Origin of the sequence: Hymenobacter sublimis (assembly GCF_023101345.1) — a bacterium.
Lineage (GTDB): Bacteria > Bacteroidota > Bacteroidia > Cytophagales > Hymenobacteraceae > Hymenobacter > Hymenobacter sublimis.
Map to the genome: position 1 here is coordinate 472,494 of NZ_CP095848.1, position 12,537 is coordinate 485,030.

The following is a 12,537-nucleotide window of genomic DNA, read 5'->3' on the forward strand; positions in this document are numbered from 1 at the left end:
GCGTAATATTCTATTTTTAAGCCAAGAAACCGGCCCGATGAACGACCAGCGTATTCAGGAAAAGCTAAGTATTTTGGCAGATGCCGCGAAGTACGACGTATCGTGCTCCAGCAGCGGCGGCAAGCGCAAAAATGAGGACAAAGGCTTAGGCAACGCCGAAGGCATGGGCATCTGCCACAGCTATACCGAGGACGGCCGTTGCGTGAGCCTGCTCAAGATTCTGCTGACCAACCACTGCATTTTCGACTGCGCCTACTGCGTCTCGCGCCGCAGCAACGACGTAAAGCGCGCCGCCTTCACCGTGGACGAAGTTGTGGATCTGACCATGAACTTCTACCGTCGTAACTACATCGAAGGGCTGTTCTTGAGTTCCGGTATTTTCTCCTCCCCCGACTATACCATGGAGCGGCTGGTGCGCATTATTAAAAAGCTGCGCACGGAGCACAAGTTCAACGGTTACATTCACGTGAAGGCCATTCCCGGCGCTTCTGAAGAGCTGATTCAGGAGGCTGGCCTGTACGCCGACCGTCTGAGCGTGAATATTGAGCTGCCCTCGGAAATGGCCCTGCAGAACCTGGCCCCCGAAAAGAACTACCAGGAGATTCTGACGCCGATGGCTCAGATTCGGGACGGTATTCAGCAGAATAAGGACGAAAAGGCCCTGTTTAAGAAAGTGCCGCAGTTTGCCACCGCCGGCCAAAGCACCCAACTCATTGTGGGCGCGTCGGCGGAAAACGACCTGCAGATCATCAGCCTCACCGACTCGCTTTACAAAGGCTACGGGCTGAAGCGCGTGTACTACTCGGGCTACATCCCCGTCACCGACGACGCCCGCCTGCCCCAGGTCACGCAGCCGCCCCTGATCCGGGAGCACCGCCTCTACCAAACCGACTGGCTGATGCGCTTCTACGGCTTCCAGGCCGATGAAATTCTGGACCCCGCGCACCCTTTCCTCGACCTGGAAATTGACCCGAAGCTGGCTTGGGCCTTACGCAACCGCCACGTGTTTCCGGTGGACGTGAATACCGCCGACTACGAAATGATTCTGCGCATTCCGGGGGTAGGGGCCCGCTCGGCCAAGCGCATTGTGGCCGCCCGCCGGTTCGCGCCCGTCACGCTGGACCACCTGCACAAGTTTGGGGTGGTGCTCAAGCGAGCCAAGTTCTTCCTGACCTGTCGGGGTCAGGCTCTGGAAAAACGCGACTACGACGAGCAGACTATTCGCCGCCAGATTCTGTTTGGAGCCGGCTCCGTGCGCTCGGCCCTGGTTACCCAGCAGCTCGACCTTTTCGCGCAAGCGTCTTAAGTAGCGGTTAGGTAGTAGCTGCTGACTGTCAAGATGATGAACCTTTCTTCGAACTATTAGCAGCTACTACCTGATAGCTCAACTCCAAGCCTCATGACTATTTCTCACCGCGCTGCCGTCGCGTCGGCCGCCTCCGCTGAAACCGCCAAATCCATGAAAGTTGCCCGTATTGCCTGCTGCTGTAAGCTTTCGGATCTGTTGCCGCTGGTGCAGCAGCTTCACCGCGAGGTAGCCCGCACCAATGCCGCCCGCAGCGGGCGACGTTCGGAGGCGGCGTAAGCAACATGTGAAAGTTGAAGCGGTAACCTTGCGGCGGTGGGCGGGGTAGGAAGCGTATGACTTTCACCCTTGAACACCACCACGTTCCAACCAACGGCATTAGGCTACACGTGGTGCAGTGTGGCCCCGTCAGTGGACCTCTGGTTTTGCTGCTGCACGGGTTTCCGGAGTTCTGGTACGGGTGGCGGCATCAGCTTCAGGCCCTGGCGGCGGCTGGCTACCGCGTGTGGGCCCCCGATCAGCGCGGCTACAACCTCAGCGACAAACCAGCCCGCGTGGCCGATTACCGCATTGGGCAACTAGGAGCCGACATGCTGGGCCTTCTGGATGCAGCCGGCCAGGAAAAAGTCGTAGTAATAGGGCACGATTGGGGCGCGGCCGTAACGTGGTGGCTGGCGGCCCACCATCCCGAGCGCCTACACCGGGTAGCCATCCTCAACGTTCCTCATCCGGCCGTACTTGGCCGGGCCCTGCGCCGCACACCCCGCCAATTGGTGAAAAGCTGGTACATCTTCTTTTTTCAACTGCCCTGGCTACCGGAGCAGCTGTTTCGGCGGCGCGGGTTTCGGTTTGGCCGCGGTGCGTTGCGCGGCACGAGTTGGCCAGGTACGTTTACTACCGCGGACCTGCGCATGTACACGGAGGCCTGGGCCCAGCCGGGGGCCGTTACTGGCATGATTAATTGGTACCGCGCCGCATTTCGTAACGCCCGCCAAACGGGCCGGCCGGGCCGGATTACCATTCCTGTTCGGCTACTCTGGGGTAAGCAAGACGCCTTCCTGGAACCTGGGCTAGCTCAGTTAAGCCTGGAAATGTGCGAGCAAGGAGAGCTGACGTATTTCGACCGCGCTACCCATTGGCTGCACCAAGAAGAGCCCGCAGCAGTAAATAAGCTGCTACTAGAGTTTCTGCAGCGGCCGTAGAAGCGCAGCCTACCGTCAGCACCGAGGTATTACAGGCCGTATGGGCCTGGCTGCTGAGGCACCTGCAGCAATATCTCTGACTACGACAAGACGCCCGCGCGTACGCTATTACTTCCAATCCCATTCATCTTGCCATGAGCCGTTCGCTTCAGCCCATTCGTTCTCGCAAAGGTGTTCCAACTACGAAAGCGCCGGCCTCGGTAGCACCGCGCCGCGCCGTGGTGCAGCTGACTAACCCGCCGCTAGATTACGCCTATGATGGCTCGTTTGAGGGGTTGCTGACGGTGCTGTTTAACGTTTACGACCGGAAGGCGGCGCCCAATAGCATTCAACCGCTTGGGGCAGTGCAGGGTGGCTTGTTTGCCCAGCCCGTCCAGATTGATACCCACGAGGCCACGGCGGCGCGGGTATGGGAAGGCCTGCTACGCCACATGGACCAAGAAGCGCGCACCCGCTTGTTTCACACGTTTTTAAGTGAACAGCCTGATCGGGAGCTACTCATCTTCCGCTACGCCGACTTGGCCATGCGCGCCGGCCGCGACATTTCCGACAACTACGCCGACGACAATGTGCGCCGCATTGCCGGCATTGCCCAGCAGATGTACCGCGAAAAGCACCGCATGGAAGCCTTCGTGCGCTTCGAAAAAACCTCCGACGGACTGTTTCACGCCACCATCGACCCCGACTTTGATGTGCTGCCGCTGATTGCCCCTCATTTTACCAAGCGCTACTCCGACCAGCGCTGGCTGATTTTCGACCGCCGCCGCCGCTACGGTTTGTACTACGACCTGACCCGCACTGATGTGGTGCAATTTGAAACAACTACCCCGCAGCGGACCACCGACATTTCCGCTACCGTCCTCGACGAGCGGGAGCCCCTGTTCAAGCTTCTGTGGCAGTCGTACTTTGACCACGTGAACATTCCGGAGCGCAAAAACATGAAGCTGCACCGGCGCCATATACCCTTGCGTTACTGGCGTTACCTCAGCGAAAAGCAGCCCCGGGAGCAGCGCTTCGAACCCATCAAGAACAAGCGGCCAGTGCAGCCCGGTGGGCCAGCCCTAGGCAGTGGGAGTAGTGCGCCGCAGGAGGAAAAAGGCTAATTTGCACCCATTCCAGACCCAAGTTGTCGTTTTTGGGCTCTGAAATTCTTTGCCTTTCCTCCGCCTTACTACCTATTCTATGGGTTCTACTACGCTCGTTTTTGGAGCCTCCGGGCAATTAGGCCAGTGCCTGCAACACGTTGCCAAGGAGCGCAACCTAACCAACTTGGTTTTCCTGCCCGAAGACCAAGCCAACATCCTGAACGTGGAGGCCCTGCAGGCCGTGTTTGCCCAATACCAGCCGGCTTACATCATCAACTGCGCTGCCTACACCGCCGTGGACAAGGCCGAGGACGAGGTGGATATTGCCCGCAAAGTAAACCGCGACGGAGCCGAGAACTTGGCCCGGCTGTGCGGCGAGCATGGCACCACGTTTATCCACATTTCCACCGATTTCGTGTTTGCTGGCACTGGCAACACGCCCCTGCTGGAAACCGACGAGGCTACGCCCATTAGTGTGTATGGCCTTACCAAGTTGGAGGGGGAACAGGTAATTCCGGCCCACACCAGCCAATACTTCATCCTGCGTACCAGCTGGTTGTACTCAGAATACGCCGGTAACTTCGTAAAAACGATGCTTCGGTTTGGTCGGGAGCGGGAAGAAATGAAGGTTATCTGGGACCAAGCCGGCACGCCTACTTACGCCATTGACTTGGCCGGCTGCATCCTCACCATCATCGAAAGCCAGAGCCAACAGTACGGCATTTACCACTACAGCAACGAGGGCCTGACCTCCTGGTACGATTTCGCCGTGGCCATTTTCGAGCTGAGCAATACGCCGGTGCGCACCCTTCCCATCCGTACCGCCGAATACCCCACCAAGGCCACCCGCCCCGCCTATTCCGTCATGGACAAGACCAAGGCCAAAACCCAGCTTGGCGTGGCCATTCCGCACTGGCGCGACAGTTTGAAGGTGTGTCTGAGCCGCCTAGAGGCGTAGATTTATCCTAAGATACTGAGCCGGAAAAGGCCCTGCGACACGTATTGCGCGTCGCAGGGCCTTTTTGCTGTAGTAGACAACCGACAGAATTGTCTGGATGATGGTGAGCAAGAGGAGAACAGGAGGGCCGGCTACGAATTGAAAGAGCAAACGGCCCGCAAACTAGCGCGAAACTGGTGCTGTGCCCCGCTCATAAAACCGATTCAGTATGTACGCCAGCACCACAAACCCCAGCCCAACGCCGCACACGCCCGGCCACGCAACATGGGACCAGGCTATACCGCCGATTAAGGAACCGGCGGAGGCCCCAATAAAGCAGGCCGTCATGTACACGGTGTTAAGGCGGCTACGGGCTTCGGGGCGGAGCGTGAAGATGCGGGCTTGGTTGGAAATGTGGGTCATCTGCTGGCCCACATCCAGAATCACGACCCCGATGATGAGCCCGAGTAAGTAATAACCCCCAAAGCCCAGCAGCAGGTAGGCACCCAGAAACAACAGTATGCCGAGGTTGAGGGCGTAGTCAGCGCCTTTGCTATCGGCTGATTTACCGGCGAAGGAAGCGGCAAAGGCCCCACTGGCGCCAATAAGGCCAAACAGACCGGCTACGTCGGCGTGGTAGTGGTAGGCGTCGCTTTCCAGGAAGAACACGAGGGTAGTCCAGAATGCACTGAAGCCGGCAAACATGCAGGCCCCCACCAGCGCCGAGCGCCGCAGCACCGGCAGCTCCCGCGTGAGCGTGCCCAATGACCGGAGCAGACTGCCGTAGCTACCCGCAAACTGGGGCTGGTTGCGTGGTAGCATGCGGGCCAGAGTACCCGTGAGCACCACCATTACCCCGGCACCAACCCAAAACATGGTGCGCCAGCCAAAGTGCAGCCCCACGTAGCCACTGATGGTGCGTGAGAGCAGAATGCCAATCAGCAGCCCACTCATCACCTTGCCCACCACGCGGCCGCGCTCTTCGTCGCTGGCTAGGGAGGCCGCCATGGGAATCAGCAGCTGTGGCACGGCCGAGAAAATGCCGATTAGCAAGCTGGCAGTGGCCAGCAAAGCAAAGGTGGGCGCAGAGGCAGCCCCGGCCATGCACCCGGCGGCGCACAGTAGCAGGGTCAGAATCAGGCTTTTCCGCTCCCGCTTGTCGCCCAGGGGCACTACCAGCAGTAGGCCCAGGGTGTAGCCCACTTGGGTAATGGTAGCCACCAGGCTCACCCGGCTTTCGGCCACCCCAAACGTGCGCCCGATTTCGGCTAGCAGCGGTTGGTTGTAGTAGATGTTAGCCACTACCAGCCCGCAGGTAATGGCCATCAGCCAAACCAGGGCCGGGGCCAGAGGGTGGGAAGGGGTAGGACGAGCGTCTTCTATCACGGGCTGAGCTTCAGCCGCTACTGCTTCTCTCATACGGGTAACGCGCGGCGGCTTAACTAAGGCCGCTTGGGTGGCCTCAGCTAACAGCTTTCCGGAGCGGAAGGTTGTATTACTTTTAAGAGGGACTGGTAGCTACCCCCAAACAGCGAAGTCAACTTAACCTGCCGCGTACTGCTTTTTGTATAGGTCCGGCGCAAAGCCTTCAGCTGGCAGAACAGCTTCTAAAACAGAGAAGCATTATTGAAACCCGCACGGAGACAGTTGCCGATTATGACCATTCAAGCTCAATCTCCAGCGCAAAGCGGCAGACTTCATCACGCGGAAATAAGTCTTATGGCAAGGCTGTAATTAGGGGCAAAAGTTCTTTGCGGCGCTCGAAGCTAGGTGCTGTAAGTGGCAAGCAAAAGGCCTGGGCAAGTGCAGCGGGGCGTACTGTTTTGTTATTATTACACAAACAGCAACAAGCTCTGGCCTACTGGTCAGAGCTTGTTGCTGTTTTTAAGGAGGAGTTAAAGCAGGCTTTATCTAGCAATGCTAAAGAAGCCTTATCAGGCTAGGGCTAGTTGCTGACTTTCACGGGGAGGCCTTCGAGCTGCACGTAGCTGAGCTTCCAGGCGTTTTTCTTGTTTTTCTTCCAGAGCAGAATGAAGTTGCCTTCGCCTTCGCCGCTGGGCTGGCCAGGAGCTTCGGGTAGCACCTCCGTGGAGAAAGTGCCGGCCTCGTAAGCCGTATTAGCGTCGGTGCCGGCGCTAGTACCGTAGAGTTTCAGGTCGGCAATCGTGCCCATGGTAGCGCGCACCCACTTATCCGATACTTCTGATTTGCCATTAAAGCGGGTAGCGCCTTGGGCGTACTGCACGTCGTCGGCCAGCAGCGTATCGAGAGCGGCCGTGTTTTTGGCGTTCCAGGCGCCGATGAATTGCTGGTTGAGGCTTTTTACATCAACAGCAGCAGCGGCGTCATCAGGCTTAGGCGCCGAGCAGGAGGAGGCCAGCAGTGCGGCACTCCCAAGCAGAAAACCAACAAGAGGTTTCATGGGAACAGAGGTTAGGTGAGGCAGAACGGGGAGAAAAGAAGGAAACAAAACGCCCAGGCCCGGGGGCCTGGGCGTTGAAGCTACAGGAAAAAGCGGGACTACCAGCTCTTACGACGTACTTCCGAGGTCGGATAAGCGGCGTCGCGGGCACCGTAGTTGTTGTTAGGCAGGTAGGCCGAGCTCATAGCCAGCGAGGTAGGAGCACCAGCGGCCGGAGCGCCGAAGCTGTTCATCATGGCCGGAGCGGCAGCCGGAGCAGCGGCGGCAGCAGCCAGCGCGGCGTTGTTGTTGGCGCGAGCTTTAGCTTCGCCGCGGGCAATGCCGGCGCGGTAAGCGGCAGCGCGGCGCTGCTCAGCACGGTTGGCGGCGGCTACGCGGGCTGCCTCGGCGCGGCGTTTGTTGTCGGCGGTCCGACCGATGCTGTAGCCCAGACCGGCACCAGCGGCACCACCCACGGCACCACCCACTACGCGGTTCCGCTTGTTGATAAGCGCACCGGCTGCGGCACCACCCAGACCACCAATAATGGCACCTTTGGCGCTGGAGCTAACCTTGCGGTCCTGGGCAAAGCTGGAGGCGATGGTAGTGAAGAACATCACGAGGGCGAGAAGCAAACTTACCTTTTTCATGGCGAGAGAAGTTTAAGGTTCAGTGGGCTGGTTAAGCAGTAGCCCTGAACTCAGTTTTACAAGCACCATGCCAATACGAACCGAATCAACCCCAGGTTTAGCCCAACAGTAGGCGAAGACGGCGCTTTTTTCTACCCTGAGTCATTTGCTGGAAATGTGCTTTATTTCTTCGTTATCAAGGTTTTTGCGTACAGCCAGGTATGGAACAAACGTTATTATTCCGGGTTGATAAAAATTTTTCACTACCTGGGCTGGGCGTACTGCTACTACCTGAAAAGCAGGTGCCCGAACTCCAGAAACTCGCCTTGCACACGTCTCTGCGGCTTCTGCTGCACTACTCCGCCGGCCACCGGGAGCCCGCCGTGGCGACGGTAGAGGAAATAGACCGCGCCGAGGAGTCCGCCGTGCGCGCCCTGCTACTCACCCAGGAAGGTGCCGCCCCCGTGCCAGTGGGCACCGAAGTATGGTGGGGCGGGGAGGAGGTAGGCTGGGAGGAGCTGCTTTAGCGCAGCCAGCCGCCGGCATCCAGCCAATTCTGGAGGCGGTCGGTCCAGTTGTCTTTGGTGGTTTTGTTGAGCATGCCAAAGCCGTGGCCGCCTTGGGGGTAGAGGTGCATTTCAGCGGGTACTTGGTGCTGCAGGCAGGCCTCGTAGAAAGCTAGGCTGTTCTGCACTTTCACCGTCTGGTCATCGGCAGCGTGCACCAGGAAGGTAGGCGGCGTTTGGGCGGTTATCTGCAATTCGTTGGAATATCGCCTGATTTGGTCTGTAGCGGGCTTCTCGCCGATAAGGCTAGTGCGGGAGCCAGCGTGCATGAGCTCGTCGGAGAAGCTGATAACCGGGTACAGCAGCATCAGAAAATCGGGCCGCACGGAGGTTTTCTCTTTAGTATCGCCGACGGGGGTAGCGAAGTGCGTGCCGGCCGTAGAAGCCAGGTGTCCGCCCGCCGAAAAGCCCATCAGCCCAACCCGGCTGGGGTTTACGCCGAACTCGGCGGCGCGCTGCCGCACCAGCCGAATAGCCTGCTGGGCATCGAGCAGGGGTACTACAGATTTATCGGTCTGGCTCTGGGCATTCGGTAGGCGGTATTTTAGCACAAATGCCGTGATGCCCATTTCATTGAGCCGCCGGGCCACATCGTAGCCCTCGTGGTCCATAGCCAAACGCGCGTATCCTCCACCCGGACAAATAATAACGGCCGTGCCGTTGGCTTTGGCAGGCCTATATACCGTCAGCGTCGGCGTCACCACGTTAGAGATGCGGATGCTACCGTTGGCTTGCTTATCCACTACTTCCTGGATGCTACTGGCCTTGGAATTGGGAACAGCGCCGGAGTAAAGCGGAATGACCGGCTGGTTTTGGGCCTGAGCGAACGTCACAATAAGAAGGCAGAGTAGGAAGAAGAGAAGTTTGCGCATAGTGGGTAGGGGAGAAGCCACTAGGATGGAATAGAGAGAAAAGCAGACCGTCATGCTGAGTGCTGCGGGGCATCTCGCGTGCTGACGTTAGGTAGTGACTCCAACCTCAGCATGCGAGATGCTTCGCGGCGCTCTGCATGACGTTCCTGTTCTTACCTGTTCACGCAACCTGATTTAGCTACCTACGCTGGGCTGGGCGCGGGGTGCTGACCCTGGCCGGGTGCATCTGGGTGGCCGCCGTGCTCCTCGTCGGGTTGGTAGTTGGCTTCCAATTCGGCCAGCTTCTCTTTGCCGTAGGCGAAGCGGGTGATGAGCACATACAGCACCGGCACGATGAAGATAGCCAGCAAGGTAGCCGAGAGCATACCGCCGAGTACCGTCCAGCCGATGGTCTGGCGGCTCTGGGCGCCGGCGCCGGAGGCAAACACTAGCGGCAGCACACCCAGGATAAAGGCCAGCGAGGTCATGACGATGGGGCGCAGGCGTAGGCGCACGGCTTCCAGGGTGGCATCCACCAGCGGCATGCCTTTATCAACCCGTTCCTTGGCAAATTCGATAATGAGAATGGCGTTTTTGGCTGACAAACCAATTAGGGTAATTAAGCCGATCTGGGCGTAGACGTTGTTGGTGAGCTTGGGCAGGAAGGTCAGGGCCAGGATGGCACCGAAAGCGCCCACCGGCACGGCCAGCAGCACCGAGAACGGCACCGACCAGCTTTCGTACAGCGCCGCCAGAAACAGAAACACGAAAGCCAGGGACAAGGCAAAAATGTACACCGTCTGCCCGCCGGCCAGCAATTCCTCCCGGGTCAGACCTGAAAACTCGAAACCGTAGCCTTGGGGTAGGGATTGGGCCGCCGTTTCCTGCAGGGCCTTAATAGCGTCGCCGGAGGAGTAGCCGGGGGCCGCATTGCCGTTGATTTCGGCGGAGCGGAATAGGTTGTAGTGGGAAATCAGTGGGGCCGACTCGGTGCGCTGGTAGCTGGTGAGCGTGCTCAGGGGCACCATGCCGCCCTGACTGTTGCGCACGTAGTACTGCCCCAGGTTCGAGATGTCGCCGCGGTACATGGAGTCGGCCTGGGTTACTACCCTAAAGTTGCGGCCATACACCGTAAAGTCGTTCACGTAGGCCGAGCCCAAGTAGGTGCGCAGGGCGGTGCCAATATCGGAGATAGAAACGCCGAGTTTCTTGGCTTTTTCACGGTCGATGGTTAGCTGATAGCCGGGCGTATTGGCCGTGAAGAAGGAGAAGGGCGCAGCAATTTCGGGGCGCTTGCGCAGGGCGCCGAGGAAGTTTTGCAACTGGGCGTCGAAGTTCTTGATGTCGCCGCCGGCTTCGCGCTCCTGCAGGATAAAGCTGAAGCCGCCGGTGTTGCCAAGGCCCGGAATAGCGGGTGGCGAAATCACCACGATGTTAGCTTCCTTGAGGCGGCTCAGGCGCTTTTGCACGGTAGCAATCAGGCCCTGCAACTGCACTTCCTTGTCTTTGCGCTCCTCCCAGGGCTCCAGCTGGCAAAACACCGTGCCGCTGCTCGATTTGGAGGAGAAGTTTACGGCGTTTAGACCACCCAGACCCGCGTAGTGCCGGATACCCTTGATCTGGCCCAGCTCCTTCATAATCTCGCGCAGGGTGCTGACTGTACGCTCCGTGGAGGACGCCTCGGGCAAGTTGAAGGTCACGATAATCCGGCCCTCGTCTTCGGTAGGAATGAAGCTGGAGGGCTTTTTGGCAAACAGCAACCCCGTACCGGCCACAATGCACACCAGAATCACCACCACGAAGCGGGAGTGCTTGATGCCGCGCTGCACGCCGTTGCCGTACTTGCTCGTCACCTTGTCAAACCAGGTGTTGAACTTGAAAAACAGCTTATCGAGACCCTTGGAGTTCTCGTCGCGCTTGTGGGGCTTGAGCAGTAGCACGCATAAGGCCGGCGTCAGCGAAAGCGCCACGAAGGCCGAAATCAGCACCGAAATAGCAATGGTAATGGCGAACTGCTGATACAAGCGCCCCGTGATGCCCGGAATGAAACCCACCGGCACGAACACGGCCGCCAGAATCAGGGCAATGGCAATAACCGGGGCCGAAATTTCGCGCATGGCCGCCAGGGTAGCGTCCAGGGGGTTCATGTTCCGCTCGTTCATGTTGTGCTCCACGGCTTCCACCACCACAATGGCGTCATCGACCACAATACCGATGGCCAGCACGAAACCGAACATGGTAAGCGTATTAATCGTGAAGCCCAGCGGGATAAACAGGATGAAGGTACCGATGATGGACACCGGAATTGCCAGCACCGGAATGAGCGTAGAGCGCCAGCTTTGCAGGAACAAGTACACTACCACAATCACCAGCAGCAGGGCCTCTACCAGCGTGTGCAGCACCTCTTCAATGGACACTTTTACCACCGAGGCCGCCTCGAACGGCACCACGTAGTCAAGGTCGGCGGGGAACTGCTTTTTGAGCTGTTCCATGGTGGCATTTACGTTCTCGTAGGTTTCGAGGGCGTTGGCGCCGGGGGCCTGGTACACGAGCAGGTAGGCGGCGCGCTTGCCATCGACAAAGGAGTTGTTGGCGTAGTTGAACTTGCCCAGCTCCAGCCGCGCCACGTCCTTCAGATACACCACCGAGCCATCTTCGGGCCGGGTTTTCACAATGACATTGCCGAACTCCTCGGTGTTGGTGAGGCGGCCTTTTACGAAGACGATGTACTCGAAGGTCTGGCCAGTTTGGGCCGGGGGGGCGCCAATAGAGCCGGCTGCAATCTGGGCGTTTTGCTCCTGAATGGCGGCCGTTACTTCCTGGGCCGTGACGCCCAGTTGGGACAGTTTATCGGGGTTGAGCCACACGCGCATGGAGAAGTCATCGGCGCGGCTCACGATGTCGCCTACTCCCTTGGTACGCAGCAAGGCGTCCTTGATGAACACGTTGGCGTAGTTGTCGAGGAAGGTGGTGTTGTGCGAGCCTTTGGGCGCGTACAGGGCCACTAGCATCAGGATGCTGGGATTCCGCTTGCGCACTACCAGGCCCAGGCGTTGCACCTCTTGCGGCAGGGTAGGCTGGGCAATGCCCACGCGGTTTTGCACATCCAGGGCGGCAATGTTGATGTCGGTGCCTACCTCGAAGTTGACCGTCATGCTCATCTGCCCGTTGCTGGTGCTGTTGCTTTGCAGGTAGGTCATGCCGGGCGTGCCGTTTACCTGCACTTCCACGGGCGTGGCTACGGTCTGCTCCACGGTTTGGGCGTCGGCGCCGGTGTAGGTCCCGCTCACCGATACAGTAGGCGGCGTGATTTCCGGATACTGCCCCACGGGCAAGTTCAGGATGGCCAGCACCCCCACCATCACAATCACCAGGGAGGTGACAATGGCCGTGACGGGGCGCCGGATAAAGGTTTCTGCAATCATCGGGTTATAGCTATTAGCTGCTAGCCAGTGGCCGTTAGCTACTGTTCATGACGTGTCATTCCGGACCCCGCGAGGAATCTAGCATGCTGATTATGGCGTACTATTTTGCCGTTAGCACGCGAGCTGTCTAGACAG

General features: G+C 58.8%; 11 protein-coding genes. 6 read left to right on the forward strand and 5 right to left on the reverse strand.

Annotation, left to right across the window (positions count from 1 at the left end):
* Nucleotides 1-37: 37 nt before the first annotated feature.
* The 5 genes from MWH26_RS02080 (at nucleotide 38) to rfbD (ending at nucleotide 4,551) form a co-directional block, all read left to right on the forward strand.
* Nucleotides 38-1,306, forward strand: a complete 1,269-nt coding sequence (locus tag MWH26_RS02080; protein ID WP_244694959.1) for a putative DNA modification/repair radical SAM protein — start codon at nucleotides 38-40, stop codon at nucleotides 1,304-1,306.
* A gap of 93 nt (nucleotides 1,307-1,399) precedes the next feature.
* Nucleotides 1,400-1,585, forward strand: a complete 186-nt coding sequence (locus tag MWH26_RS02085) for a hypothetical protein (RefSeq protein ID WP_244694960.1) — start codon at nucleotides 1,400-1,402, stop codon at nucleotides 1,583-1,585.
* 56 nt (nucleotides 1,586-1,641) lie between these two features.
* Entirely contained in the window at nucleotides 1,642-2,508 is an 867-nt protein-coding gene (locus tag MWH26_RS02090; RefSeq protein WP_247975849.1) for an alpha/beta fold hydrolase, read from the forward strand.
* Nucleotides 2,509-2,642: 134 nt separating this feature from the next.
* Entirely contained in the window at nucleotides 2,643-3,611 is a 969-nt protein-coding gene (locus tag MWH26_RS02095; protein WP_247975850.1) for a TIGR03915 family putative DNA repair protein, read from the forward strand.
* A 79-nt stretch (nucleotides 3,612-3,690) separates the two neighbouring features.
* Nucleotides 3,691-4,551, forward strand: a complete 861-nt coding sequence (rfbD, locus tag MWH26_RS02100) for a dTDP-4-dehydrorhamnose reductase (RefSeq protein ID WP_247975851.1) — start codon at nucleotides 3,691-3,693, stop codon at nucleotides 4,549-4,551.
* Nucleotides 4,552-4,713: 162 nt separating this feature from the next.
* Here the strand turns inward: rfbD and MWH26_RS02105 are convergent, their stop codons facing one another.
* The 3 genes from MWH26_RS02105 to MWH26_RS02115 form a co-directional block, all read right to left on the reverse strand.
* On the reverse strand, nucleotides 4,714-5,949 hold the full coding sequence (locus MWH26_RS02105; RefSeq protein ID WP_247975852.1) for an MFS transporter: 1,236 nt from the start codon (nucleotides 5,947-5,949) through the stop codon (nucleotides 4,714-4,716).
* Between the two features lie 526 nt (nucleotides 5,950-6,475).
* On the reverse strand, nucleotides 6,476-6,952 hold the full coding sequence (locus MWH26_RS02110) for a DUF4440 domain-containing protein (RefSeq protein ID WP_247975853.1): 477 nt from the start codon (nucleotides 6,950-6,952) through the stop codon (nucleotides 6,476-6,478).
* A gap of 98 nt (nucleotides 6,953-7,050) precedes the next feature.
* The gene (locus MWH26_RS02115) at nucleotides 7,051-7,581 is read right to left on the reverse strand and encodes a YMGG-like glycine zipper-containing protein (protein WP_244694971.1); all 531 of its coding nucleotides are present in this window, start codon (nucleotides 7,579-7,581) and stop codon (nucleotides 7,051-7,053) included.
* Nucleotides 7,582-7,781: 200 nt separating this feature from the next.
* On the opposite strand from MWH26_RS02115, the gene MWH26_RS02120 reads away from it, so the two are divergent.
* Nucleotides 7,782-8,087 carry a hypothetical protein gene (locus tag MWH26_RS02120; RefSeq protein WP_247975854.1) on the forward strand — a complete coding sequence of 102 codons (306 nt, stop codon included), beginning with the start codon at nucleotides 7,782-7,784 and terminating at the stop codon, nucleotides 8,085-8,087.
* Here MWH26_RS02120 and MWH26_RS02125 read toward each other — a convergent pair.
* Both MWH26_RS02125 and MWH26_RS02130 read right to left on the reverse strand, forming a co-directional pair.
* On the reverse strand, nucleotides 8,084-8,998 hold the full coding sequence (locus MWH26_RS02125) for an alpha/beta hydrolase (protein ID WP_247975855.1): 915 nt from the start codon (nucleotides 8,996-8,998) through the stop codon (nucleotides 8,084-8,086). The two genes, MWH26_RS02120 and MWH26_RS02125, sit on opposite strands and share 4 nt — an antisense overlap.
* A gap of 182 nt (nucleotides 8,999-9,180) precedes the next feature.
* Nucleotides 9,181-12,402 carry an efflux RND transporter permease subunit gene (locus tag MWH26_RS02130; protein WP_247975856.1) on the reverse strand — a complete coding sequence of 1,074 codons (3,222 nt, stop codon included), beginning with the start codon at nucleotides 12,400-12,402 and terminating at the stop codon, nucleotides 9,181-9,183.
* Between the last annotated feature and the right edge of the window lie 135 nt (nucleotides 12,403-12,537).

What these genes read in the sequence shown, in the direction of transcription:
- MWH26_RS02080 (WP_244694959.1), top strand. Translation starts at nt 38, where the DNA reads ATGAACGACCAGCGTATTCAGGAAAAGCTAAGTATTTTGGCAGATGCC.
- MWH26_RS02085 (WP_244694960.1), top strand. Translation starts at nt 1,400, where the DNA reads ATGACTATTTCTCACCGCGCTGCCGTCGCGTCGGCCGCCTCCGCTGAA.
- MWH26_RS02090 (WP_247975849.1), top strand. Translation starts at nt 1,642, where the DNA reads ATGACTTTCACCCTTGAACACCACCACGTTCCAACCAACGGCATTAGG.
- MWH26_RS02095 (WP_247975850.1), top strand. Translation starts at nt 2,643, where the DNA reads ATGAGCCGTTCGCTTCAGCCCATTCGTTCTCGCAAAGGTGTTCCAACT.
- rfbD (WP_247975851.1), top strand. Translation starts at nt 3,691, where the DNA reads ATGGGTTCTACTACGCTCGTTTTTGGAGCCTCCGGGCAATTAGGCCAG.
- MWH26_RS02105 (WP_247975852.1), bottom strand. Translation starts at nt 5,949, where the DNA reads ATGAGAGAAGCAGTAGCGGCTGAAGCTCAGCCCGTGATAGAAGACGCT.
- MWH26_RS02110 (WP_247975853.1), bottom strand. Translation starts at nt 6,952, where the DNA reads ATGAAACCTCTTGTTGGTTTTCTGCTTGGGAGTGCCGCACTGCTGGCC.
- MWH26_RS02115 (WP_244694971.1), bottom strand. Translation starts at nt 7,581, where the DNA reads ATGAAAAAGGTAAGTTTGCTTCTCGCCCTCGTGATGTTCTTCACTACC.
- MWH26_RS02120 (WP_247975854.1), top strand. Translation starts at nt 7,782, where the DNA reads ATGGAACAAACGTTATTATTCCGGGTTGATAAAAATTTTTCACTACCT.
- MWH26_RS02125 (WP_247975855.1), bottom strand. Translation starts at nt 8,998, where the DNA reads ATGCGCAAACTTCTCTTCTTCCTACTCTGCCTTCTTATTGTGACGTTC.
- MWH26_RS02130 (WP_247975856.1), bottom strand. Translation starts at nt 12,402, where the DNA reads ATGATTGCAGAAACCTTTATCCGGCGCCCCGTCACGGCCATTGTCACC.